Annotated in this window: 22 protein-coding genes, 1 tRNA gene and 1 pseudogene; 11 read left to right on the top strand and 13 right to left on the bottom strand. The window is 64.0% G+C overall.

Annotated elements, in window-relative coordinates:
• Positions 1-267: 267 nt before the first annotated feature.
• Positions 268-1,434, bottom strand: a complete 1,167-nt coding sequence (locus EJ073_RS15890) for a pyridoxal phosphate-dependent aminotransferase (protein WP_126056568.1) — start codon at positions 1,432-1,434, stop codon at positions 268-270.
• A gap of 107 nt (positions 1,435-1,541) precedes the next feature.
• On the bottom strand, positions 1,542-1,964 hold the full coding sequence (mscL, locus tag EJ073_RS15895) for a large conductance mechanosensitive channel protein MscL (protein WP_126056569.1): 423 nt from the start codon (positions 1,962-1,964) through the stop codon (positions 1,542-1,544).
• A 244-nt stretch (positions 1,965-2,208) separates the two neighbouring features.
• Between mscL and EJ073_RS15900 the strand changes: the two genes are divergently transcribed.
• On the top strand, positions 2,209-5,691 hold the full coding sequence (locus EJ073_RS15900) for a PAS domain-containing hybrid sensor histidine kinase/response regulator (protein ID WP_189347252.1): 3,483 nt from the start codon (positions 2,209-2,211) through the stop codon (positions 5,689-5,691).
• A 34-nt stretch (positions 5,692-5,725) separates the two neighbouring features.
• On the opposite strand, the gene EJ073_RS15905 is transcribed toward EJ073_RS15900, so the two are convergent.
• Positions 5,726-6,358 (bottom strand): TetR family transcriptional regulator, encoded by a 633-nt coding sequence (locus tag EJ073_RS15905; RefSeq protein WP_126059246.1) that lies wholly within the window; start codon positions 6,356-6,358, stop codon positions 5,726-5,728.
• A 93-nt stretch (positions 6,359-6,451) separates the two neighbouring features.
• Between EJ073_RS15905 and EJ073_RS15910 the strand changes: the two genes are divergently transcribed.
• Positions 6,452-7,108, top strand: a complete 657-nt coding sequence (locus EJ073_RS15910) for an O-methyltransferase (RefSeq protein ID WP_126056571.1) — start codon at positions 6,452-6,454, stop codon at positions 7,106-7,108.
• Between the two features lie 45 nt (positions 7,109-7,153).
• On the opposite strand, the gene EJ073_RS15915 is transcribed toward EJ073_RS15910, so the two are convergent.
• A complete protein-coding gene (locus tag EJ073_RS15915; RefSeq protein ID WP_126056572.1) occupies positions 7,154-7,813 on the bottom strand; it encodes a response regulator transcription factor in 660 nt (219 codons plus the stop codon).
• A 100-nt stretch (positions 7,814-7,913) separates the two neighbouring features.
• Positions 7,914-8,351 (bottom strand): hypothetical protein, encoded by a 438-nt coding sequence (locus EJ073_RS15920; protein ID WP_126056573.1) that lies wholly within the window; start codon positions 8,349-8,351, stop codon positions 7,914-7,916.
• Between the two features lie 168 nt (positions 8,352-8,519).
• Here EJ073_RS15920 and EJ073_RS15925 point away from each other — a divergent pair, with 168 nt between their 5' ends.
• On the top strand, positions 8,520-8,870 hold the full coding sequence (locus EJ073_RS15925; RefSeq protein ID WP_126056574.1) for a DUF952 domain-containing protein: 351 nt from the start codon (positions 8,520-8,522) through the stop codon (positions 8,868-8,870).
• Positions 8,867-9,943: a quinone-dependent dihydroorotate dehydrogenase gene (locus EJ073_RS15930; RefSeq protein ID WP_126056575.1), complete on the top strand. Its 1,077-nt coding sequence runs from the start codon at positions 8,867-8,869 to the stop codon at positions 9,941-9,943. The genes EJ073_RS15925 and EJ073_RS15930 overlap by 4 nt, the downstream gene beginning before the upstream one ends.
• A gap of 63 nt (positions 9,944-10,006) precedes the next feature.
• On the opposite strand, the gene EJ073_RS15935 is transcribed toward EJ073_RS15930, so the two are convergent.
• On the bottom strand, positions 10,007-10,405 hold the full coding sequence (locus EJ073_RS15935) for a VOC family protein (RefSeq protein ID WP_126056576.1): 399 nt from the start codon (positions 10,403-10,405) through the stop codon (positions 10,007-10,009).
• Between the two features lie 107 nt (positions 10,406-10,512).
• On the opposite strand from EJ073_RS15935, the gene EJ073_RS15940 reads away from it, so the two are divergent.
• A complete protein-coding gene (locus tag EJ073_RS15940; RefSeq protein WP_189347254.1) occupies positions 10,513-10,995 on the top strand; it encodes a MarR family transcriptional regulator in 483 nt (160 codons plus the stop codon).
• Positions 10,996-11,063: 68 nt separating this feature from the next.
• Here EJ073_RS15940 and EJ073_RS15945 read toward each other — a convergent pair whose 3' ends face one another.
• Positions 11,064-12,401 carry an MATE family efflux transporter gene (locus EJ073_RS15945; RefSeq protein ID WP_189347259.1) on the bottom strand — a complete coding sequence of 446 codons (1,338 nt, stop codon included), beginning with the start codon at positions 12,399-12,401 and terminating at the stop codon, positions 11,064-11,066.
• A 103-nt stretch (positions 12,402-12,504) separates the two neighbouring features.
• On the opposite strand from EJ073_RS15945, the gene EJ073_RS15950 reads away from it, so the two are divergent.
• A complete protein-coding gene (locus tag EJ073_RS15950) occupies positions 12,505-13,407 on the top strand; it encodes a histone deacetylase (protein ID WP_126056578.1) in 903 nt (300 codons plus the stop codon).
• A 3-nt stretch (positions 13,408-13,410) separates the two neighbouring features.
• On the opposite strand, the gene EJ073_RS15955 is transcribed toward EJ073_RS15950, so the two are convergent.
• The 3 genes from EJ073_RS15955 to EJ073_RS15965 form a co-directional block, all read right to left on the bottom strand.
• Complete coding sequence (locus EJ073_RS15955; RefSeq protein WP_126056579.1) at positions 13,411-13,674, bottom strand: DUF6460 domain-containing protein; 264 nt, start codon at positions 13,672-13,674, stop codon at positions 13,411-13,413.
• A 104-nt stretch (positions 13,675-13,778) separates the two neighbouring features.
• A complete protein-coding gene (locus EJ073_RS15960; RefSeq protein WP_126056580.1) occupies positions 13,779-14,537 on the bottom strand; it encodes a glycosyltransferase in 759 nt (252 codons plus the stop codon).
• 13 nt (positions 14,538-14,550) lie between these two features.
• Positions 14,551-15,606 carry a hypothetical protein gene (locus EJ073_RS15965; protein ID WP_189347255.1) on the bottom strand — a complete coding sequence of 352 codons (1,056 nt, stop codon included), beginning with the start codon at positions 15,604-15,606 and terminating at the stop codon, positions 14,551-14,553.
• 75 nt (positions 15,607-15,681) lie between these two features.
• Here EJ073_RS15965 and EJ073_RS15970 point away from each other — a divergent pair.
• A tRNA-Gly gene (locus EJ073_RS15970) sits at positions 15,682-15,755 on the top strand.
• Positions 15,756-16,735: 980 nt separating this feature from the next.
• Here EJ073_RS15970 and EJ073_RS15975 read toward each other — a convergent pair.
• From EJ073_RS15975 to EJ073_RS15980, 3 genes are all read right to left on the bottom strand, one after another.
• Positions 16,736-17,188 (bottom strand): hypothetical protein, encoded by a 453-nt coding sequence (locus tag EJ073_RS15975; protein ID WP_126056582.1) that lies wholly within the window; start codon positions 17,186-17,188, stop codon positions 16,736-16,738.
• Positions 17,189-17,323: 135 nt separating this feature from the next.
• Positions 17,324-17,494, bottom strand: coding sequence for a hypothetical protein (locus EJ073_RS31600; protein WP_189347257.1), 171 nt, complete (start codon positions 17,492-17,494; stop codon positions 17,324-17,326).
• A gap of 205 nt (positions 17,495-17,699) precedes the next feature.
• Positions 17,700-18,689: a LysR family transcriptional regulator gene (locus EJ073_RS15980; protein ID WP_126056583.1), complete on the bottom strand. Its 990-nt coding sequence runs from the start codon at positions 18,687-18,689 to the stop codon at positions 17,700-17,702.
• 293 nt (positions 18,690-18,982) lie between these two features.
• Here EJ073_RS15980 and chvE point away from each other — a divergent pair, with 293 nt between their 5' ends.
• From chvE to araD1, 4 genes and pseudogenes are all read left to right on the top strand, one after another.
• Positions 18,983-20,050: a multiple monosaccharide ABC transporter substrate-binding protein gene (chvE, locus tag EJ073_RS15985; RefSeq protein WP_126056584.1), complete on the top strand. Its 1,068-nt coding sequence runs from the start codon at positions 18,983-18,985 to the stop codon at positions 20,048-20,050.
• Positions 20,051-20,239: 189 nt separating this feature from the next.
• Positions 20,240-21,763: pseudogene (mmsA, locus tag EJ073_RS15990) on the top strand (multiple monosaccharide ABC transporter ATP-binding protein); the annotation flags it as partial.
• 7 nt (positions 21,764-21,770) lie between these two features.
• Complete coding sequence (mmsB, locus tag EJ073_RS15995; protein ID WP_126056585.1) at positions 21,771-23,063, top strand: multiple monosaccharide ABC transporter permease; 1,293 nt, start codon at positions 21,771-21,773, stop codon at positions 23,061-23,063.
• A gap of 301 nt (positions 23,064-23,364) precedes the next feature.
• Positions 23,365-24,357, top strand: coding sequence for an AraD1 family protein (araD1, locus tag EJ073_RS16000; RefSeq protein ID WP_126056586.1), 993 nt, complete (start codon positions 23,365-23,367; stop codon positions 24,355-24,357).
• Positions 24,358-24,370 lie beyond the last annotated feature (13 nt).

The raw sequence follows: 24,370 nt of genomic DNA on the forward strand, positions 1-24,370 counted from the left end.
GCGTAACAGGTCCTGCCAAATCATAGAACGCTGGCGCTGCCCCTCATTGTCCTGCCGGACATTTCTCCCCGTGAAGAACGGGGAGAAATGCGCTGGCGTTGATGGTTTCGCCACCTGGCGCGTCGCAGAAAGAGCGGCGAGGTTGCGGCCCTCCCTTCTCCCCGTCCTTCACGGGGAGAAGGTGCCGGCAGGCGGATGAGGGGGGGCACCGCCCTTGAAAGTAAGCCGTTCAGGCAAGAACTTGCCTGACGCACAATCCAGCCTTGCTCAAATCGTTGTCATCCATTTCGCCAGGCGGTGCGCCGCCTCCTCGAGCTGGTCGAGGCGGCGGTGGAAGCATAGCCTGAGGAAGGTCTCGCCGCCGGGTCCGAATGCGGTGCCTGGCGCCAGGCCGACATTGGCATGGTCGACGATGTCGAAGGCGGCGGTGCGGGAATCGGTGATGCCGTCGACCGTGAAGAACAGGTAGAAGGCGCCCTGCGGCACGGTGAAGCGTGCCTTGCCGGTCGCGCCCAGAATGCCGCAGACCAGGTCGCGCGCGGCGTGCGCACGCTCGACCTGTTCGACGATGAAGGCATCCCCCTCGTCGAGGGCGGCGACGGCGCCGCGCTGCATGAACTGGGCGACACCCGAGGTCGAATACTGGATCAGGTTCTCGAACACCTGCTGCAAGGCGGGGTGGGTCCTGATCCAGCAGACGCGCCAGCCCGTCATCGCCCAGTTCTTGGAGAAGCTGTTGACGAACAGGATACGGTCTTCCGCCGTCGACACATCGAGGAAGGACGGCGCGCGGCCGCTTCCATAGTGGAAATGCGAGTAGATCTCGTCGGCAATGATCCAGACGCCGCTTTGGCGGGCAAGATCGAGGATCGCCTGCAGCGTCTCCCTGTCAGCGGTCCAGCCGGTCGGGTTGGACGGCGTGTTGACGAACAGCGCCTTGGTGCGCGGCGTGATCGCGGCCGCGATCTTGTCGACGTCGCAGGACCAGCCATTGCCGGACGGATCGAGTGTGACCGCAACCGGAACGGCGCCCGCAACCCCTGCCGCGGCGGCGAAATTCGGCCAGGCCGGCGACAGATAGATCACCTCGTCGCCCTGGCCGGCGAGTGCGTCGATCGCAAGCTGGATGGCATGCATGCCCGACGCGGTGACGATGAATTCCTCCTCGGCGAAGCTCTTGGTGAAATGCCGTCCATAGTAGCGGGCAAGCGCCTGCCGGAGCTCCGGAATGCCCTTCTGCCAGGTGTAGAAGGTCTCGCCGGCGGCCAGCCCGCGGGCGGCGGCATCGCTGATGAAGGAAGGCGTCGGCAGGTCACCCTCGCCGGCCCAGAGCGGGATCATGCCGTCGCGCAGCCGGCCGTGGTTGATCACGGCCACGATGCCGCTTTCGGGCGCGGCGCGCGCCTCGGCGCGCAAGGTCTGAATGAGCGTCATGCAAAAATCCGTTCCGTTTCGCGACTGCTAGCGCCTTTTACGACGGCCGAAAACAGAAAACCCCGGCCGCGAGCGACCGGGGTTTTGGTCCAGAAATCCGCTTCGCGCTATTTCCTGGCCAGCAGATCGCGAATTTCGGTAAGCAGTGCGATATCGGCCGGCGGCGGAGCAGCTGGTGCTGCAGGCTTCTCGCGCTCGAGCCGCTTGCGCATGCCGTTCACGGCCTTGACCATCAGGAAGATGATGAAGGCAAGGATGAGGAAGTTCAGCACCGCGGTGATGAAGCTGCCATAAGCAAAAACGGCGCCCTCTTTCTTGGCGTCGACCAACGCCGCCGAATGAACGTTCGAGGACAGTCCAAAGAAGTAGTTGTTGAAGTCCAGCCCGCCGAAGATCGCACCGACGATCGGCATGATGACGTCGTCGACCAGCGAAGTAACGATCTTGCCGAAGGCGGCGCCGATGATGACGCCGACGGCCAGGTCCATGACATTGCCCTTGGAAATGAATTCCTGGAATTCTTTCAGCATTCGACCCTCCTTGCCGTGGCCATGTTGCCGTCCCCAGCTTCCGCTCGGCGCTAGCCCACGCCCACCATAACAAAAACCCCCGGTTGCAAAACGGGAAAATGGGGCCAAGGCGCCGCTTTCTGCCGGTCAGGGGCGGCCACTGCCGTCCGCCTATGCGCCGAAAGCCGTGATGGACTCGCCCCCAAAGCTGTGGTTGCGTCGGGCATCGGCCGGCGGGAGACCGGCCAGGGAGGAAGTTCGAACCGTGCAAGGCTGGTTCATCGTCATCATCGCGATCGCCTATGTGACGCTGCTGTTCGCCATCGCCAGCCTTGGCGACCGGCGCTCCGCGTCCACGCCAGGCCGGGCGCGACCTTTCATCTATGCGCTCAGCCTCGCCATCTACTGCACCTCCTGGACCTTCTTCGGCTCGGTCGGCCTCTCCTCGGAGCGCGGCCTGGAATTCCTCGGCATCTATGCCGGACCGGTGCTGGTGTTCGTGTTCGGCTTTCCGCTGCTCAACCGCATCGTCAGGCTGGCCAAGACCGAGAAGATCACATCGGTCGCCGACTTCCTCGGCGCGCGCTACGGCAAGAGCTTCGCCGTCTCGGCGATCGCCACGCTGATCGCGACCATCGGCGCGGTGCCCTATATTGCGCTGCAGCTGAAGGCGATCTCCGGCTCGGTCAGCCTGATGGTCGAGCACTACACCGGCTCGCCGCCCTCCTTCGACCCGTTCGTCAGCGACATCTCACTGGTGGTGGCGATGCTGCTCGCGCTGTTCGCGGTGCTGTTCGGCACCCGCCATGCCGACGCCACGGAGCACCAGGACGGGCTGGTGCTGGCGGTGGCGGTGGAAACCGTGGTCAAGCTCGCCGCCTTCCTCGCCATCGGCCTGATGGTGACGTTCCTGATCTTCGGCGGTCCGGGCGACATGTTCGACAAGCTGGCCAACAACGCGCAGGCGCGGCAGGCCATGGGCTACGGCACGTCGCTCGCCACCTGGCTGGTGCTGACCTGCCTCAGCGGATTTGCAATTCTGATGCTGCCGCGCCAGTTCTACGTCACCATCGTCGAGAATCGCAGCGAGGCGGAACTGCGCACCGCGACCTGGGTGTTCCCGCTCTATCTGGTGGCGATCAACCTGTTCGTCCTGCCGATCGCCTTCGCCGGCCTGGCGCTGGTCGGCGACAGGACCAGCAGCGACCTCTACGTCTTGTCGCTGCCCCTGTTCAGCGGCCATGATCTGCTGGCCATGGCCGCCTTCATCGGCGGCCTGTCGGCGGCGACTGCGATGGTCATCGTCGAAAGCGTGGCGCTGTCGATCATGATCTCCAACGACCTCGTCATCCCGCTGTTCGTGCGCCGCCTGGTCAGAACCTCTAGCTCGGAAAACGAGGACTGGTCGACGCTGATCCTCAATGTGCGGCGCGGGGCGATCTTCATCATGCTGTTCATCGCCTTCCTCTATTATCGCGAGAGCACCAACAGCGCGCGGCTGTCCTCGATCGGCCTGATGTCGTTCGCGGCCATCGCGCAGTTTGCGCCGGCGCTGATCGGCGGGCTGATCTGGCGCGGCGCCAACGGCAGGGGGGCCGCGCTCGGTATGGTCGCCGGCATTCTGGTGTGGGCTTACACGCTGCTCCTGCCTTCGCTGGTGGGTCCCGACGCCGACATCATCGTCCACGGCCTGTTCGGTTTCGAGGCGCTTCGGCCGCAGGCGCTGTTCGGCACCGTCGCCGAGCCGCTGAACCATGGCGTGCTGTGGAGCCTGTCGATCAACGCACTGTTCTTTGTGCTCGGCTCGCTCTCCCGCGCGTCGGTGCCGCTGGAGCGCATCCAGGCGGCGATCTTCGTGCCGCGCGAAGCCGGCCCGATGCCCAGCCTGCGCCGCTTCCGCACCGCCGTCACCGTCAACGACCTCAAGGACACGATTTCCCGCTATCTCGGCGTGGAGCGCACGGAGCGCTCCTTCCAGTCGTTCGAGAAGAGCAATGGTGTGACGCTGCATGGCAATGAGCAGGCCAACATGGATGTCACCCGCTTCTCGGAACAGCTTTTGGCGAGCGCCGTCGGCTCGTCCTCGGCGCGGCTGATCCTGTCGCTGCTGTTCCGCCGCAACGATCGCGATTCCAGGGACGCCTTCCGCCTGCTCGACGACGCCACCGAGGCGCTGCAGCACAATCGCGACCTGCTGCAGATCGCGCTCGACCAGATGGAGCAAGGCATCACCGTCTTCGACCGGGATTTCCGCCTCATCTGCTGGAACCGCCAGTACCGGGCGCTGTTCGGCCTGCCCGACGAAATGGGCCAGGTCGGCGTCTCGCTCGACCGGATCCTGCGCCACCTCGCCGAACGCGGCGATATTGCGGCCGACCAGCGGGTGGCCATGCTCAACCGGCTGACCAGCTTCGACGGTCCCTGGCAGATGGAGCTGAAGACCAGCGGCCGCATCCTGGAGCTGCGCTCCAACCCGATGCCGGACGGCGGCATCGTCGCCACCTATGCCGACATTTCCGGCCGCGTCGAGCAGGACCTGGCGCTGAAGAGGGCCAATGAATCGCTGGAGCAGCGGGTGAAGACCCGCACCATCGAACTGACCCGCGTCAACGAAGAGCTGGCGCAGGCGCAGATGCTGGCCGAGGAGGCCAATCTCGGCAAAACGCGCTTCCTCGCCGCCGCCGGCCACGACATCCTGCAGCCGCTCAACGCCGCCCGGCTCTACTGCTCGTCGCTGATCGAGAAGCACGGCAAGGGTCCCGCCGGCAAGGCCGCGGTCAACATCGAATCCTCGCTGGAGTCGGTCGAGACCATTTTGGGCGCCGTGCTCGACATTTCCCGGCTCGACGCAGGCGCCATGAAGCCCGACGACACCGCCTTCAGCCTCGATGGGCTGCTCCGCCAGATCGGCACCGACTTCCGGCCGATGGCAGCCGAAAAGAAGCTCGAACTCACCATCATGCCGTCGTCGCTCACCGTGGTGACGGATCGCAACCTCTTGCGCCGCCTGATCCAGAACCTGGTATCGAACGCGATCAAATACACCCGCCATGGCCGCATCCTGGTTGGCGTAAGGCGGCGGGGGTCGCTGGCCGAGATCCAGGTGATCGACACCGGCATCGGCATTGCTGGCGACGAGCTGAACACGGTGTTCCACGAATTCACCCGGCTGGACGAAGGCGCGCGCGAGGCCGAGGGGCTTGGCCTTGGCCTTTCGATCGTCGACCGTATCGCCAGGGTGCTGAGGCTGGAGATCCGCATCTTCTCCAATCCCGGCAAAGGCACGCGCTTCTCCGTCATCCTGCCGGTGGCCGCGGTCGCGGCTCCCCGGCGCGAGATCGAGAAGGCGCCGGCGCGCGTGGCCTCCTCGCTTGCCGGCCTCAAGGTGCTGTGCATCGACAACGATGCCCGCATTCTCGACGGCATGCGGCTGTTGCTCGAAGGCTGGGGCTGCCATGTCGAAACGCTCACCGGCGCCTGGCAGGTGGCGGGATCGGCGGAGAGCCGGCCAGACATCGTGCTGGCGGACTATCATCTCGACAGCGGCACCGGGCTCGACGCGATCGCGACGCTGCGAGCGCTTCACGGCCAGGATTTGCCGGCCGTGCTGGTCACGGCCGACCGATCGAGCGAAGTGCGCGCATCGGCAGGCCGGCTCGACGTGCCGGTGATCAACAAGCCGCTGAAGCCGGCCGTGCTGCGCTCGATGATAGCGCGGATTAGGCCGCTGGCTTCGGCGGCGGAATAGCCGCGCCTGCTTACAACACAGGCCCAGCCCTGTCTCAGCGGTGTCCAAGGCTTGCGATGTAGGCGCAGAACATGTCGGCCATGGCATCGGCGTAGGCTTCGATCTCCGCGTCGGTGCGCGGGCTTGCCGAAAAATCCTTTCCCGCCGCGCTCAACGTCATCGTGATCAGATCGCCGGCCAGGTCCTGGGTTGCTTGCGGGGTCCCGGGCAGAACTTCGCGGAGGAAGGCCTGGACGGTGCGCTCACCCGAGGCCCTTGCCTCGTGCGCCTCGGGCGCGTCGCGGTAGAGTGGGGCGGCGTCATTGAGTGCCACGCGCACGGCAGCTTCCTCGCACTCCGAGCGGATAAAGGCATGGACCAGCGTGCGCATCCGCTCCAGCGGCGGCCGCTTGTCGTCCTCCAATATGGTGCGCAGCAAACCGCCCGTCTGCCGCCATTCATCGCTCTGCAGCCTGAACAGCAGCGCTGCCTTGTTGGGGAAATATTGGTAAAGCGAGCCGACGCTCACGCCGGCCCTTTCTGCCACGCGCGTGGTGGTGAAGCGCTGGGCGCCCTCACTCGCCAGAACCTGAACAGCAGCCTCCAGGATCGCCGAAACAAGTTCCGTCGCGCGAGCCTGCTTGGGCTGCTTTCGCGAGGAAATAGAAAGGCTTAAGCGTTCGGTCATGGCGCGGCCGGGTAATGCGAATTGGAAACCTGAAGGATTATTCGTATTTTCAGCACAACACAAGAACACAGCCATTTTCGATTGGAGACTTCGATGATCACGCTCACAAACGCCCCGCTTGCACCCCTGCTCGCCCGCCTGTTCAAGGAAGCCGAGACCGCAACCAGCCCGGCAATGGCCGGCATCTCGCACGACGAGCGGGAACGCCTGCTGCGCAGCAAGACCGAGTATATCGATCTCTACGGGCGGCTGAGGGATTTGTGGCTCGCTGTTTCGCCGGAAACCGGCACGCTGCTTTATATGCTGGCACGCAGCAGCGGCGCGCGCGTCATCATCGAGTTCGGCACCTCGTTCGGCATCTCGACGCTCTATCTTGCCGCGGCGCTCAGGGACAATGGCGGCGGCCGCCTGATCACCACCGAGTTCGAGCCGTCCAAGGTGGTCCGCGCCAAGGCAAATCTGACGGAGGGCGGCCTCATCGACCTGGTGGAAATCCGCGAGGGCGATGCGTTGCAGACGCTGAGGGCCGACCTGCCCGACGCGATAGACCTTCTATTGCTGGATGGCGCCAAGGCGCTCTATCCGGAAATCTTGAGCCTGGTCGAGAGCCGGTTGAAACCGGGCGCGCTGGTCATCGCCGACAATGCCGACCTCTCTCCCGAATATCTGGAGCGCGTGCGCTCGCCGGCATCGGGCTACATCTCCACCCCCTTCGGCGACGATGTCGAGCTGTCCGTGCGGCTCAGATGAACAAGCCTCGGTACAAGCAGCTGATGCTGCTTCGACGGCCGCCAATCAGCTCGCAGGTTGCAGCGGGTCGCCGCCAATCCGGGAGAGCTGGATCACCGCCTGGGTGCGGCTGTCGACGCCGAGCTTCTGCAGGATGGCCGAGACATGCGCCTTGATCGTCGCCTCGGAGACGCCAAGCTCATAGGCGATCTGCTTGTTGAGCAGGCCTTCGGCCAGCATGCCGAGCACACGCGTCTGCTGCGGCGTCAACGCCTGCAGGCGCTTGATCAGGTCGGAGATCTCGGGATCGCGCTCGACGCCGAGATCGATACCGACGGGCGCGGCGATATCGCCGGCCAGCACCGCCTGCACGGCACGGCGGATTTCCTCCATGCTGGCCGATTTGGAGATGAACCCGGAGGCGCCGAGGTCGAGCGCGCGGCGGATCGTCACCGGGTCATCATGCGCCGAGACCACGATCAGCGGCACGGCCGGATGAACGCCACGCAGCGAGATCAGGCCGGACAGGCCGCTGGCGCCCGGCATCGACAGGTCGAGCAGCACCAGATCGATATCCTCATTGGCCACGACCAGCGCCTTTGCGCTTTCGAAATCGCCGGCCTCGTGGATGGCGGCGACGTCGCCGATGCCGGCAAGCGCCTCCTTCAGCGCACCGCGAAAAAGCGGATGATCGTCGGCGATGACGAAAGTGTAACCCGACGGCAAACAGTCCTCCCCGAATCCCGGCATTGCTGTTGTGCTTTTTACGGGATCGGATCGATTATGCGGCGATATCGGCCGTTTTCAAGCGGCAAAGGCCGGGCGCTCAGGTCTTTTGCTGGTTGAGCCTGGCGCCGTCGTCGCCATTCTCCTTGTCCATATCCTTGACGATGTCCTTGAACGTCCGGAAGAACTGCTCCATGTAGCCCAACGTCTTGTTGAAATCCTCTTCGCTCGGCAGCTGTGATTCCAACCGGGCGGAAAGCGAGTTCTCAAGCTTGGCGACACGCTCGTCCAACGCCTTGACCGAGGTCTGCAACTTGTCGACCTCGTCCTGGAAGGCGGCGCGTTCGTCGGCCGCCATCTTGCAGACGAGCTGGCCGGAGCGCTCTTCGCAGATCGACATGGCGCCGGTCTGGGTGTCCATGCGGACATAACCGTTGGCCGACTTTTCCAGCCGGTAGCGATCGGTTTCCTCGGAAAAGGCCGACACGGCGACCAGCGAGAAAAGTGCCGCTGGGATCAGTATGTACTGCGGACGCATGTTGTCCTCCATGAGCCAGTCTATGCAACCTATCACAGCTTTGCGCCGGAAGTGGGGAAGAGTCGTTCCTTGACTCGACGCAGGCTACCGCCGAAAAAGCCGTGCAACACTTTTCCAGACCTTGCCTGCACCCTTTCCCGCGCGGTTCGTTCGGACTATAGCGCAGCCATGTCTCAGTTTATCTACAAGATCGCGCCAGAAGCGCTCTGGCGCGAGGCAGAGCGAAGCGGCCGCTTCACCGGCGCACCGATCGACGTCGCCGATGGCTTCATCCATTTCTCGACCGCCGATCAGCTGCGGGAGACGGCGGCCAGGCATTTTGCCGGCCAGACCGGCCTGCTGCTGATCGCCATCGATGGCGACCGCCTCGGTGGTGCCCTGAAGTACGAGGTCTCACGCGGCGGCGCGCTGTTCCCGCATCTCTACGCGCCGCTCGATCTCTCAGCAGTCCTTTGGATCCGTCCCCTGCCGCTCGGCGCCGACGGTCGGCATGAGTTTCCCGACCTGGAGACGGAATGAGCATGCTCGACCGTATCGGCCAGAAACTGCTGTTCACGCTCGATCCGGAAACGGCACATGGCCTGTCCATCGCCGCGCTCCGATGCGGCTTGCCGGTCGCCCCGCGCGCGCCGCGCGACGATCGGCTGAAGCTGCGCGTCGCAGGCCTCGATTTCCCGAACCCGCTCGGCATGGCGGCGGGCTACGACAAGAATGCCGAGGTGCCGGACGCACTGCTCGGCCTCGGCTTCGGCTTCGCCGAGGTCGGCACCGTCACGCCGCTGGCGCAGACGGGCAATCCGAAGCCGCGCATCTTCCGGCTGACGGCCGACGAAGCGGTGATCAACCGGCTGGGCTTCAACAATGAGGGCCACGAGGCGGCCGAGAAGCGCCTTGCAGCCCGAAAGGGTCGCCTTGGCATCGTCGGCGTCAACATCGGCGCCAACAAGGACAGCGCCGACCGCATCGGTGACTATGAGCGCGGGGTCGCCCGCTTCGCGCCCCATGCCACATATCTCACGGTCAACATCTCCTCGCCGAACACGCCGGGCCTGCGCAACATGCAGGCGCGCGAGCAACTCGGCGAGCTGCTGTCGCGCGTCATGGCTGCGCGGGCGTCGGCTTCGGCGCAGCCGCCGGTCTTCCTCAAGATCGCGCCGGACCTGGTCGAGGCCGAACTGGAAGACATCGCCGCCGAGGTCGCCGAGAAAAGGGTCGACGGCGTCATCGTCTCCAACACAACTCTCGCGCGGACGGGACTACGGAGCGCAAGCCTCGCCGGCGAGGCCGGCGGCCTTTCAGGCAAGCCGCTGTTCGAACGCTCGACCGCTGTCCTTGCACGCATGCGCAAGCTCGTCGGTCCCGAGATGGCGATCATCGGCGTCGGGGGCGTCAATTCCACGGAGACAGCGCTGGAAAAGATCCGCGCCGGCGCCGATCTGGTGCAGCTCTATACCGGCATGATCTATGCCGGGCCGGCGCTGCCGGGGCGAATCGTTGCCGGCATGGCGCGGTTTGTGGAGCGCGAAGGACTGACTTCGCTGCGCGAGTTGCGCGACAGCCGCCTGGATCATTGGGCCGTCAAGGCTCATTAGAAGGCCATGGCGCCCGTGCGCCCACACCTTTATGTCATCTCTCATCGCGTAGCCCTTCCGCGTTCAGGCTGCCGGATTCATCCATACGATCTCCCAAACATAGCCATCTGGGTCTTCAATGTGGCGGTTATACATGAAGCCAAGATCCTGTGCCGGGTTGGGATCGGCGCGACCGCCCGCCGCAACCGCGCTGGTCAGCGTTGCATCGACGGCGGCGCGGTCGTCGACCGTGAGGGCGATCATTGCCTGACTGTCACGCCGCGCGTCGCCGATAGGGCGCTTGGTGAATTCGCGGTAGTGGTCATGGCTCAGCAGCATCACCCCGATCGCGTCCGAGAACATGAGCGAGGTAGATTTCTCGCCCGAAAACTGCGGGTTTACGGTGCCACCTAGAGCCACGTAGAACGCCGTCGACGCCGCCAGGTCGCGCACAGGCAGGTTCACGAAAATCATTCTGGACATCGCTTTCTCCTTCTCTATCGCCGCGCCCTGCGCTATTGTCTTGATGCAATGTTAGTAGATGCAATGTATCTCGATGTCAAGATACATTTTGTTGAGAGAATATTCGAATGGATCGTGCCGAGGCCGCGGCTAAGCAATGGGCTCGCGAGCGCCCCGACCTTCCAGTGTTGCCTATTGAAACGGTAGGTCGTCTGCTCGATGCCGCCGCGCGCGTGATCCGCGATCACATGAACCCGCTGCTTTCGGGAGCAGGCCTGAATGTAGGTGAGTTTGATGTGCTGACGCCGCTCAGGCGCTCCGGCGAACCCTATATGCTTTCGCCAACGCAGCTTTACGAATCGGCAATGATCTCGTCGGCCGGCATGACCAACCGCCTGGATCGACTGGAGCGCGCCGGGCTGGTTGAACGACGCCCCGATCCCAAGGACCGGCGCGGCAAGAAAATTGCGCTAACGACTGGTGGCAAGCGGGCGATAGACGATTTGATCGGTCCAATGGTGGCGCTAGAAGAGCAATTGATCTCCGTGCTGACGCCGTCGGAGCAGGAGACTCTCAACGCCCTGCTCAAGAAATTGCTCACCGGCCTCTAGGTCGTTGTCGTCGCCAGCAGCCACCTCTCCCGGCGTCAACGGATCCTGATCCCGAGCGGAGGCACCACCTAAAACGCAGTCCGCGCCCGCACCCGCAGAACCATAAGCAGGCTCACGCCTCGCACTAGCAGGAAGACGTGCAGCGACGCCCAGAGCCCGCTGTTGCCGAAGGCCGGCGCCAAAGTCAGCAGCGCGGCGCTGAAGGCGAGGAACGACAACAGCATCATGTTGCGCATGTCGCGCGACCAGGTGGCGCCGATGAAGACGCCGTCCATCTGGAACGCCAGCACGCCGCTGAGGGCGGTGAACGCCGCCCAGGGCAGATAGGTGTCGGCAACCTCGCGGACCTCGGGCGATGTCGTGATCAGGCCGACCAGATCGACACCGGCCAGCAGCAGCACGAGGGTGGCGACGCCCGACAGGCCGAAACCCCAAAACAGGGTCAGCCGCACTGCTTGCCGGAAGGGCGTTTCGGCGCCCGCGCCGATGGCGCGGCCGGCGAGCTGCTCGGCGGCGGTGGCGAAGCCGTCGAGGAAGTAGCCGGCGATGAGGAAGAAGTTCATCAGCACCGCGTTGGCAGCCAGCGTCACCGTGCCGAACTGCGCGCCCTGGCGGGTGAACAGCGCGAAGGCGGCGAGCAGCGAGAAGGAGCGGATCATGATGTCGCGGTTGAGCGACAGCATGCGCCGGTAGGCCGGCAGGTCGAGGATGCGCTGGCGCGAGGGGCGCTCCAACCTCCGGAAACGACGCAGGACGATGGCGAGGCCGAGCAGCATGGCAAGGAACTCGCCGGTGACGGTCGCCCAGGCAACGCCGGCGACGCCCCAGCCGAGCTTCAGGCCGAGCAGGAAGCAAAGCGCGATGTTGATGCCGTTCAGCACCGCCTGCAGCATCAGGCCAAGCCCGCCCTCGCCGCGCCCGAGCACGTAGCCGAGGATGGCGTAGTTGATCAGTGAGAAGGGCGCGGCGAGCAGCCTGATATGGACATAAACAGCCATCGCTTCGCTGACGCGCGGTTCGGCGCCCATGAACTTTTGCCCGCCAATGGCGATCACCGGCGCAAGGGCGGCGAGCACGATGCCGGCGACGACGGCGATCAGCACGGCGCGCCAGAGCACCGCCTGCTCTTCCAGTGCGTCGCCGCGCCCGAACGCCTGGGCGACGAGGCCGGTGGTGCCGGAGCGCAGGAAATTGAAGGTGGTGAAGACGACGTCGAAGGCAAGCGCGCCCGCCGCCAGGCCGCCGAGCAGGGCGGCGTCGCCGAACTGGCCGACCACCGCCGTATCGACGATGCCGAGCAGCGGCGTCGTCAGATAGGCGAGCGTCATCGGCACGGCGATGGCAAGCACCGAGCGGTTGGTTACGGCGAAAGACCGGCTGGCGGCCGATGTCGATAGCTGATCCAGGGCCTGGTCCTCGGGACGGCTTGATCGGACGACCGATGTGCCCCAGTTTGCCGGTGCCGCGCAATCACGATCCGGCGTCGGCCAACCGAATCCCGGAGCTGGCATGCCGCTGCAGATCGTCCACCACCCCGGCTATGACGCCGGTTTCGCCGTCAACCACCGCTTCCCGATGAGCAAGTATCCGCTGCTGATGCAGGCGCTTGAGGCGCGCGGACTGGCGAGCCGCGACACGCTCGCCATGCCCGAGCCGGCGCCGGCATCGTGGCTGAAGCTGGCGCACGCGGCCGACTATGTCGACCAGGTCCTGGCCTGCCAGGTGCCGGAAAGGATCGAACGCGAGATCGGCTTTCCGGTCGGTCCGCGGGTTTCGCTCAGGGCACAGCTTGCCGCCGGTGGCACGGTGCTGGCGGCGCGGCTGGCGCTGAGGCACGGCATCGCCTGCAACGCCGCCGGCGGCAGCCACCATGCGCGGCGCGCGCAGGGCGCCGGCTTCTGCACCTTCAACGACGTCGCCGTCGCCTCGCTGGTGCTGCTTGCCGAGGGTGCCGTGGGCAGCATCCTGATCGTCGACCTCGACGTGCATCAGGGCGACGGCACGGCGGATATCCTGAAGGACGAACCACGCGCGTTCACCTTTTCCATGCATGGCGAGCGCAACTATCCGGTGCGCAAGATCGCCTCTGACCTAGACGTCGCGCTGCCTGACGGCACCGGCGACACGGCCTATCTCGAGAGGCTCGGCGGCATCCTGCCGGAACTGTCGGCCAGAACGCGCTGGGACATCGTCTTCTACAATGCCGGCGTCGACGTCCACGCCGGGGACAGGCTGGGCCGGCTGTCACTCAGCGATGACGGCCTGCGCGCCCGCGATGCGATGGTTCTCCGCCATTTTCGCGGGCTCGGCATGCCGGTCTGCGGCGTCGTCGGCGGCGGCTATTCGACGGACGTGGTAACACTTGCCGCGCGTCACGCCATCCTGTTCGAGGTGGCGTCAGGCTTCGTCTGAGGGTCACTTCCTGTAGCTGGCGATCCTGAGCAGGATGAAGACCGGCACGACAATCGCCGCGCCCAAAACGATATAGCCGAGGAAACGGTCGATGGCATGGAAGCCAAGATTCCACAGGTCGAGGAAGAACTGGCGGATGCCGTGGTAGACGTCCATCGGCGACCAGCCGAAGGCGTGCATCACAAGGCCGACGAGGAACGAGACCACAAGCAGCTTGATCAGCACCCGGAGCGGTGAGTCACCGAGAAAGCGCGTCAGTGCGGACAAGTTCCGTCTCCACGTTTCGGCTGCCCCGATTCGGGGGTTCGATCCCAGAAATACGCACTTGCCCGCCCGGCATCAAGCCAGCTGGATGTCGGCAAAGGCCACGCTCACCAAAACCGCCAACGCAAGATGCGGGCCCATGGCGGCCGTTCGCGATAGACTTCCCGGTAGCGCCAGAGCCTATTGTAGCGGTTGCCGCCGCCGATGCCGAGTTCCGACACTGGGCCGCCTCCCCGCTTGCGCTTGATCGCCACCAGTTCCTTGGCGTGCTGAAGGCAATGGCTCGGCTTCTGCGCAGGTTCGCCCTCGCCTGTCGGCAGCGTCAACCTGACCGCCTCTCCGACGATTAGGTCTTCCGGATCGCAGGTCATGGCGATGGCCTTACCGAACAGCGTCGGTCCGGTCGGGCACAAGGCGGTCGGCCCGTAATATTCGCGTTTGACGTTGGCGCAGACCAACTCGATGGCCTTGGCCATGGCCCTGTGGCGCATGGGGGCGGCGACCACGCCGAGGCTGGTGTCCCATGGCGTCGAGCTCAGCAAGTCACGAAATACCGACAGGCGGCCCTTTTCGCGCGGAACGCCGCGCAGGAATTCATAGGAAAGGTCGGCGTAGACGCCGCCCCGTTCGTAGAGCAGGCAGTATTTGGCGAGGTCTGCCTTGTAGGTGTAGGGGCGCAAGGTGCGGAAAGCCGATAACACCTCGGTGTCGAAATGCGCCGCGATGAACTCGCTCAATTCGGCTTCCCCGAACAGGACATGCTCCTCGCCCGGATGCGCGGCCTTGAACGAGCGGATGTTCTCGCTGACCCGTTCGGGAAGGTCAGCGCTCTGATCGTCCGTTATGAGAATGCTGAATAGCGGCATGAGCTCTCGACCGTCAGCGCGAGGTGAACGCGGTCAGTTTCTCCCAGTCGCGCCATTGATGCGGCCAGCTTTGCAAATAGGGCAGATGCCGGTCGGCAAACTCCTGCGCGGCGCTTTGGATCATCTCGGCCTTGTCCCGATAGCGGGAGAGATCGATCGGGCGCTCGACGACCACGTGCAGTTGGCCGGTGCTGTCGTCGCGCCCGACAAAGACCGGCAACAGCGGAGCGCCGGCGATCCTGGCCAGCCGGGGCGCGCCGCTGGCCACTTCCATGCCCGATTCGCCTATTCGCGCCGTGACCAGCACTTCGCCCTCCCAGGCTCCGGCGGTTATTGAAACGAACTTGTTGGCGCGAAGCAACCGACGGGCCTCGTTCATGCTGGCAGCAGGATCGGCGCGGTCGATCACGACGCGGCCGGCCGCGTATCTCAGTTCCGCGCCAATCCTGATCGGGTTCAGGAAGCGGATGCCGAAACGCGACTTGGTGAAGCCATGCACTGGCCGGCTGACGTGAAACACCTCGAACCCGGCCCTGGCGAAGGCCATCTTCGCCGCCAGCGCATTGAAGCTGAAATGCGCGATCCACAGCACCGCGCCATGGCCTGCATCTTGCGCGGCTTCGAGATGCTCGATGCCTTGCAGCGCTATGGCCGGGTTCCACCCACCGAGCCGTTCGCGCAGGATCTGTATGTGATGCTCGTGACGCGTCGCGCGGACGCCGCGCAGATCGTCATTGCCGGCCAGTCCGAACGAGCGAAAGGTCTGCAGGACCCGGCTGTCCCGGTTGGCGAAAGACGCGCCGCCCAGCCGCGCCATGGACAGGCAGATCGCTCGCCATTCGCGCTCGGGAACGAGCCGGGAGACAATCGCCAAAGCAGGGAGTTGCAGCAGGAATTTGAGGTCTTCCAGCGCAAATATCTTCCTGGCCCCGGAGGCCCGTTTTCTCTTGCGTATGTTGAATTCCAAGCCGGGTCCCCACCCACGCACCTTGCTTACGGGGGGTCGGCGGGCAAATAAACTGCCGATTCCCAAAGCGCAGGCGCTACTAGCATGACCGATCGCCGGCATCAAAGGCTCTCTTGTCATCCGGGCACGGCTTTGGCGATTGCCCGAAGCCCGGCCATCATGGTAACGAGGGCGCGCGCGGGTATGATGTAATGGTAGCCTGTCAGCTTCCCAAGCTGAACGCGCGGGTTCGATTCCCGCTACCCGCTCCAGCTTGTGCCGCGCCGTATTCACTCATCAGTGGCTCGATGAACTCGAACCGGCCAACGCCGGCAGGCTTGCGCATGGAACGCCCCGCAACTCGAATTTGATTCAATATCGCAGGACGGTTTCCGTTCCGTTAGCCGTTGCTAAAAGACCGCCGGCCGAAGCCGGCGGCAGGGTCTACTGTGTCACCAGAGGTACGATCTGGTAATAATCAACGGCTCCAGCCGGCTTTTGTTTCAGCATTCGATAAAATGTGAAACCCGCCGCCAATCACATGGCAGCGGGCCTTTTCCCAAGGGACCGGAAGGATGGAGGGGACATGCAATCCGGCCGGCATTTCCAACGAGACGTGCAAGTTTTTGTTCCGACGCAATTTAGCAAAATTGAATATTCCAATGATCGGCCTATAATTTGCCAGCCGGCAACCTACCCCGTTTGCCGGTTAGGCCCGGCGGTCAAACCCCGAGCCCCCGCCCTTGGCCGCCGGGCCGCTGGAAATCGGCTTGGCAACGCTGCGGCGGAAGTACTGGGAGGGAGGCCTTTCCCATGCGCACGGCGGCACTGCGGCTTCGCTCGATCCGACAAGTCCTGTTGCCGCTGATGGGGTTTACCGACTGGCACGAAGGAACCGGCGTGGACGGCAGGCCCATTTGGAAGCACTACATAGCCAGAACGGACTCATGGGAGTCACGTCCGATGACACCCAAAGAGGAAGCCGAGGCCTTCTGGTGGTGTCACCCACCGTATTGAGCGCAAAGTGGCTTCTAGCGCTTCTTCGGCTGCCGTCCCGGTCAGTTCCCTCACCCTGCGAATTACCAGGGCGATAGAGACTCTCTTGTGAATGGCGGTTTCGAGAGCGGGCATGCAGGACCGGCCGGCAACAAACCTGCTACCCGCTTCAGCCGGAATCAATCGATCAGATGGCGCCTTCCTGCACCTGCCGGGACCGCGCAGTCCGGTCAGGTGCGGATGGATGCCGCACCTTTCATGCCAGCACGCCGCACAGCGGAAGGTGCTTTGCCGCCTCGTCGGCTTCCATCCGCACTATGGTGTGCGTCAGGCCGCCATGCTCATCGATCCATTGCCGCACCCAGTCAGGATATTGCGATATAAGGTAATTGGCGGCGACCGCGTTCTGCCGAGCGCCGACGCCGTAGGGCAGATGGAAGCCGAAGGATGCCTGAGGGGTCACGCAAAGCTGCTCGACGGGCAGCGACAGATAGAGCGTGCAGGCGCTGTCACACGCCCCCTCGAGGCTCACCGGCTCGTCGGCGGCGCGCAATTGGGCAATGTGCAGGGCGAAGCTCACGATCTGGCCACCGTGATTGTCGCCGACCGTCTCGGCCTTCGCGGGCAGCGCCGCCAGAATGGCGGCGAACCCAATCGCCGTGGTCTTCAACGCCCATCCAAGCTTTGCAGGCAGCAGATCGATTTTCATCCTGTGTTCTCGTTCTCGCGTTTGTCTCGCGGGCGGCTACGCTAGCATCAAGATGGTTAACATTAGGCAGCGCTCATCAATCTTCCGATCGGCCTGTTACACTCGCGCGAGCACGGTACCCCTAGAGGGGGCGCTCTACGGCGAAGGAGACGCCAGGAAGCGCGCCACGACCGGCGACTGTTCTGTGCAATTGAAGAACGAGCGCCCGTCCAGGCTCTTGGAGTATCGGCCGATCCTGGCATGGGCCGGAATTTTGTCTGGGTCGGCCTTCAAGCCGAGCAGAATACGCAGTTTCTTGAAAGCCATCTATGGAGAGCCCCACCCCGACACTCACGTTGGAATCCGGGCTCCCGATTTGTAAAGGGTGGATTTTGGGTTTTGAACATGCGCGAGCATGAAATCGCTGGCCGCCAGCGCGCGGCTGTCACGACCGAAACTGACGTCGAGACTGGTTGCGCTTCCGTTTGGTCCGGCGCCCTACCGCCTTCGCTAGCGGCGGCCGAGCCAACCGTCACCCAACTTCGCGCAGGATGAAATCGTGCAGCATCTTGGCGGCCGGAGAGAGCACGCGGTTCTTCACCGTGATCAGGCTGTAGGGCCGGACCTCGATGTCGAACTCGGTCTGGACGACATCGATGGCGCCGGCCAGCCCGTCGGGATTCTGGATGAATTTCGCCACCTGCACCGACACCGGCGCAATAGCATCGGACTGCGCCACCATGACCAGGGTGAGCAGCAGCGAGCTGGTGTTGAGGATGCGATCCGGGAGCGCGATGTTGCGGTTGAGGAAATTGCTCTCCATCGCCTGGCGCAGCGGCGAGCCGCCGGACTGGAAGACCCAGTCATAGGCGGCGGTCTCCTCCAGCCGCACCGCCTTGCCGTTGCTCAGCGGGTGGCCTCGGCGCACGATCAGGCAGGCCTTCTCGACGCCGATGACGCGCGATTCGAACAGACGCGGATTGAGATCGTCGGGAATGCGCGCGATGATGAAATCGTGGCGCGACGCAATCAGCTCGCGTGCCAGCACGTTCGAGGTCTCGACCTGCATGGTGATCTCGATGCGCGGATAGAGGCGGCGGATCTCGCGGATCGCCGGCACCGCCAGTTCGATCGCCGGCGCCGTCACTGCGCCCAGGAATACCGAGCCACCCTTGCCCGCCTTGAGCTCAGAGATCTCGCGGTCGGCCTCGCGCATCTCGAGCAGGATCGAGCGCGCGCGCCTGGCCAGCGCCTTGCCGTAGGGCGTCAGCGTGATGCCGCGCGGCAGCCGCTCGCAGAGCTTCACGTCGAGCACCGCCTCCATTTCCGAAATCATGCGCGAGGCGGCGGGCTGCGATATGTTCATCACCTGGGCCGCGGCGCTTACCCGGCCGTGATCGTCAAGGGCTGCGATCATGCGCATATGGCGCAGGCTGAGCCCGCTGCGCAGAAGCGTTTCGCCATCTCCCGGCAGCTCGTCGTATCCACCTGAAATACCAACAGGATTGCCCAATGCCGCCATGCTTTGTCTTCGCTCCCGCAACGCATTCGTCGGCTTTTGATATATACCAGTTTCGGTATAGCAACCATCAGAGATCGCATTTGACAGTTATGTCAAAGGGACACACCCTTCGCGCGTCCCGTGGCATGACGGTCGATGACGAGGGAGATCGTGTCGACTGAAATCAGCGCCGCGGGGCCGATTGGGAGGATACCGGAGATCGATAGACGACAGCGGCGCATCTCGCGCTTCTGCTCGCCTGCGCGGCCCGCGAAGCCCCGAGGTGTCGCGTCCATCAACCAGGGAGAGTTACTGTGAAAATCATCAAGACACTGGCCGCCGTGGCGGCCCTTGGCATCGCGGCCATGACGCTGCCGGCGCATGCAGGCGAAGGCCTTGTCGGCGTGCTGATGCCGACAAAGACCTCGCAGCGCTGGATCAATGACGGCGACGCCGTCAAGTCGCAGCTCGAGGCTCTCGGCTACACCGTCGACCTGCAGTACGCGCAGGACGACATCCCGAACCAGCTCAGCCAGCTGGAAAACGAAATCACCAAGGGCCCGAAGGCGCTGATCATCGCCTCGATCGACGGCACCACGATGGCCGACGCGCTGCAGAAGGCCAACGACGCGGGCGTCGTCGTCGTCGCCTATGACCGCCTGATCAAGAAGACCCCGAACGTCGACTACTACACCACCTTCGACAATTTCGGCGTCGGCGTGATCCAGGCGAACTCCCTGGTCAAGGGCCTCAAGGAGCGCTTCCCGAACACCAAGCCGTGGAACGTCGAACTGTTCGGCGGCTCGCCGGACGACAACAACGCCTTCTTCTTCTACAATGGCGCGATCTCCGTCCTGCAGCCGCTGATCGACGACGGCTCGATCAAGATCAAGTCCGGCCAGACCGGCATGGACAAGGTCGGCACGCTGCGCTGGCTCGCCGCCACCGCCCAGGCGCGCATGGACAACCTGCTCTCGGCCAACTACTCGGACGGCAGCCGCGTCGATGGCGTTCTGTCGCCCTATGACGGCCTGTCGCGCGGCATCACCGCCTCGCTGCGCGCCGTCGGTTACGGTACCGACGCACAGCCCTGGCCGATCGTGACCGGTCAGGACGCCGAGACCGCCTCGGTGAAGCTGATCATCTCGGGCGAGCAGTACTCGACGGTGTTCAAGGACACCCGCGAACTGGCCAAGGCCACCGTGCAGCTGGTCGACAAGGTGCTCTCCGGCGGCAAGCCCGACGGCCTCGACGAAAAGACCTACAACAACGACGTCAAGGTCGTCCCCTCGATCCTGTTGACGCCGCATGAGGTCGACAAGTCGAACTACCAGGCGCAGGTAGTCGACTCCGGCTACATCAAGGCCGACGAGCTGAAGTAATCCGGCTTCAAAGGGAGGGGTCCTGCGCGACGCAGGGCCCCTTTTCGTTCAGAAGCGACCCCGGTATTGTTTTTTGCCGGCTTCTGCAGCGCCATGCACCGTCGCGGCGCGGACCAGACTGCAGTATGTTGATTTCGCGCATGACGCTTTCCGAAACCGGAAGGCATGCGCCAGGGAGCGGAATTCCTAATGACCTCGACGATTTTGGAGATGCGCGACATCACCAAGACGTTCCCCGGCGTGAAGGCGCTGTCGAACGTCAACCTCAGCGTCGAGGAAGGCGAGATTCACGCCGTCGTCGGCGAGAACGGCGCCGGCAAATCGACGCTGATGAAGGTGCTGTCAGGGGTCTATCCGTCCGGCACCTATGAGGGACAGATCGTCTTTCGCGGCCAGGAATGCCACTTCAAGGGAATCCATGACAGCGAGCATATCGGCATCGTCATCATCCACCAGGAGCTCGCCCTGGTGCCGATGCTGTCGATCGCGGAAAACATCTTCCTCGGCAACGAGCACGCGACCTGTGGCGTCATCGACTGGAACGCCAACGAGAAGCGCACCGCCGCATTGCTGAAGAAAGTCGGGCTCAAGGAAGACCCCAAGACGCTGATCACCAATATCGGCGTCGGCAAGCAGCAGCTGGTCGAGATCGCCAAGGCGCTGAGCAAGGAAGTGAAGCTGCTGATCCTCGACGAACCGACGGCTTCGCTCAGCGAAAAGGACAGCCAGGCGCTGCTCGACCTTCTGCTCGAGTTCAAGCGGCAGGGCATGACCTCGATCCTGATCTCGCACAAGCTGAACGAGGTGAACCGGGTCGCCGACAAGGTCACGGTGATCCGCGACGGACGCACCATCGAGACCTTGCCCAGGGAAGACATCAGCGAAGACCGCATCATCACCTCGATGGTCGGCCGCTCGCTCGACGACCGCTATCCGCCGCGCGAGCCGCAGATCGGCGAGGTCGTCTTCGAGGTCAAGGACTGGTCGGTCTACCATCCGATCCACGCCGACCGGCAGGTGATCAAGAACGTCAACCTCAATGTGCGCAAGGGCGAGGTGGTTGGCATCGCCGGGCTGATGGGCGCCGGCCGGACCGAATTCGCGATGAGCCTGTTCGGCCGTTCCTATGGCCGGCACATCACCGGCGAGGTTTTGCTCGAAGGCAAGCCGATCGACCTTTCGTCGGTGAGCAAGGCGGTGGAGAACCGCATCGCCTATGTCACCGAGGACCGCAAGACCTACGGCCTCAACCTCATCGACCATATCAAGCACAATGTGACTTTGGCCAATTTGGGCGGAGTTTCGAGCCGCGGCGTCATCGACGACATGCGCGAAATGAGCGTGGCCAACGACTATCGCAAGAAGACGAACATCCGCGCGTCCAGCGTTTATCAGCTGACCGGCAATCTTTCTGGCGGCAACCAGCAGAAGGTGGTGCTGTCGAAATGGCTGTTCGCCGACCCGGAACTGCTGATCCTCGACGAGCCGACGCGCGGCATCGATGTCGGCGCCAAGTACGAAATCTATACGATCATCGCCCGTCTCGCCGCCGAGGGCAAAGCGATCATCGTCATCTCGTCGGAAATGCCGGAGCTGCTCGGCATCACCGACCGCATCTATGTCATGAACGAAGGGCGCATGGTCGGCGAAATGGCGGCAAGCGACGCCAGCCAGGAAAAAATCATGCGCGCCATCGTTCGCGGAGAAGGAAAAAAGCATCATGAGCACAGAAAGCGCTCCCGCGCCGCAAAGCGGCGCAGCCGAAGACGTCAAGCAGGGTCCGCGCGTCGCCGTCTCGGCGCTGACGACGAACCTGCGCGAATACGGCCTGATCATCGCGCTGATCGTCATCATGCTGTTCTTCCAGTACACGACATCAGGAACGCTGTTCAAACCGGTCAATCTCAGCAACCTGGTGCAGCAGAACTCGTTCATTATCGTGATGGCGCTGGGCATGCTGCTGGTGATCGTATCCGGCCATATCGACCTCAGTGTCGGTTCAGTGGCGGGCTTCATCGGGGCGCTGGCGGCGATGATGATGGTCATCTGGCCGCTCGGGATAATAAGCAATCCGCTGGTGGTCTCGATCGTGTGCCTGATCGTGGGCGCCCTCATTGGCGCGGCGCAAGGCTACTGGATCGCCTATCACCGGATACCGAGCTTCATCGTGACGCTGGCGGGCATGCTGATCTTTCGAGGCATCTGCCAGGCCCTGCTGGGCGGCGGCTCCTCGGTCGGCCCGCTTCCAGACAGTTTCAAGGCGCTAAGCTCGGGCTTCATTCCGGACGTGATCGGGCCGCTGACGCTGATCCCGCCGACGGTGAATGCCGCCGGCAAGACCATCCTCGGCAGCGGGCTTACGCTGCACATGACGACGATCGTGCTCGGACTGATCGCGGTGCTGGCCTATGCCTATTTCGGGCTGCGGGCCCGCCGCAAGCGTGAGCGTCATGGCTATGAGGCCGAGCCTTTCCCGCTGTTCGTCATCAAGACGCTGGTCGGCAGCGCGTTGGCGCTGTTCCTGGTCTTCCAGTTCGCGAGCTACAGGGGCCTGCCGGTTGTGCTGCTGGTGATGGGCGTGCTGATCTCGCTGTTCGTCTTCGTCACCAAGCGCATGACCATCGGCCGCCGCATCTATGCCATGGGCGGCAACGCCAAGGCGGCGCAACTGTCGGGCATCAACACCGAACGGCTGACGCTGATGGTGTTCATCAACATGGGCGTGCTGTCGGCGCTCGGCGGCCTGATCATCGCGGCGCGCCTCGGCCAGGCGGTGCCCGCGGCCGGCCTCGGCAGCGAGCTCGACGTCATCGCGGCCGTGTTCATCGGCGGCGCCTCGGCGATGGGCGGCGTCGGGCAGGTCATCGGTGCGGTGGTCGGCGGCTTCATCATGGGTGTGATGAACAACGGCATGTCGATCATGGGCGTCAACGTCGACTGGCAGCAGGTGGTCAAGGGCCTGGTGCTGCTCGGCGCGGTGATCTTCGACGTCTACAACAAGAACAAGGCCTGACGGCAGCAATTCCAGGAAAGCTGCATAGCGGTTTTCCGTCCGGAATTGCGCAGAGACAATATATTGGAAGCGGTCGGCTGCTCGAAGCTGAACCGCACCAGCCGAGGAAAGCAGGAGGCATACGGGTCCAGATCGCGAAGCTGCCGGCAACCCGCCGGCGCCAAGAAGTCCCCGGAGGGACCAGGCTCGCGAGCGCAATCCGGACGAAGAGTTTCAACCGTGGCACGGAACTGTTCCGGGCCGCGACGGTCAGGGTTTGCCCATCGGCGGCCGGGCCAAGGCAAAAGAGAGAGGGTTCATCATGCTGATCTCCCAGATCCTCGACGACGCCGAGACGATCCGCGTCGTCGCCCGCAACGGCGGCAAGACGCGGATCATCAACGGCGCCCGCAGCGTCTATTCGCTGGCGATGGAGGCGGCGCGCACCGGCACCGGCCTCGTGGCGCTGATCGAGCGCAAGGGTTTCGGCGAAACCATCGATCTCGATGCCGTTTACAAGAAAGGACGGCTGGTCTCGCCGATCAACCATCCGGATCCGGCGCACCTGCATCTCACAGGCACCGGCCTGACGCATTTGGGCTCCGCCGCGACGCGCGATTCCATGCACAGGAAGCTCAGCGCCGACGGTGAGGAGCAACTCACCGATTCCATGAAGATGTTCCGCATGGGGCTGGAAGGGGGCAAGCCTCCAAAGGGCCAGGTCGGCGTGCAGCCGGAGTGGTTCTACAAGGGCAACGGCACGATGGCAGTGGCGCCGGGCGCGGCGCTAATGTCGCCCGCTTTCGCGCAGGACGCCGGCGAGGAGCCGGAGATAGCCGGCATCTACGTCATCGGCGACGACGGCGCGCCGTTCCGTGTCGGCTTCACCCTGTCGAACGAGTTCTCAGACCATGTGACGGAGCGGGTGAACTACCTGTTCCTCGCCCACTCCAAGCTGCGCAACGCCTCGTTCGGGCCAGAGATCCTGATCGGCGACCTGCCGGCCGACATCAGGGGCTCCTCGCGCATCTGGCGCGACGGCAAGCTGCTTTGGGAAAAGCCGTTCCTGTCGGGCGAGGCGAACATGTCGCATACCATCGCCAATCTCGAGCATCACCACTTCAAATACTCGGCCTTCCGCCAGCCGGGCGACGTGCATGTCCACATGTTCGGCACGGCGACGCTCTCCTTCGCCGACGGCGTCAAGACCGAGGCGGGCGACACTTTCGAGATCGAGGCGAAGGATTTCGGCCTGCCGCTGCGCAACCCGCTCGAGATCGAGAAGCCGGTGAAGGTGGCGGTCAAGGCGCTTTGAGCGCATTCTCCTT

Origin of the sequence: Mesorhizobium sp. M4B.F.Ca.ET.058.02.1.1 (assembly GCF_003952505.1) — a bacterium.
Taxonomy (GTDB): Bacteria; Pseudomonadota; Alphaproteobacteria; order Rhizobiales; family Rhizobiaceae; genus Mesorhizobium.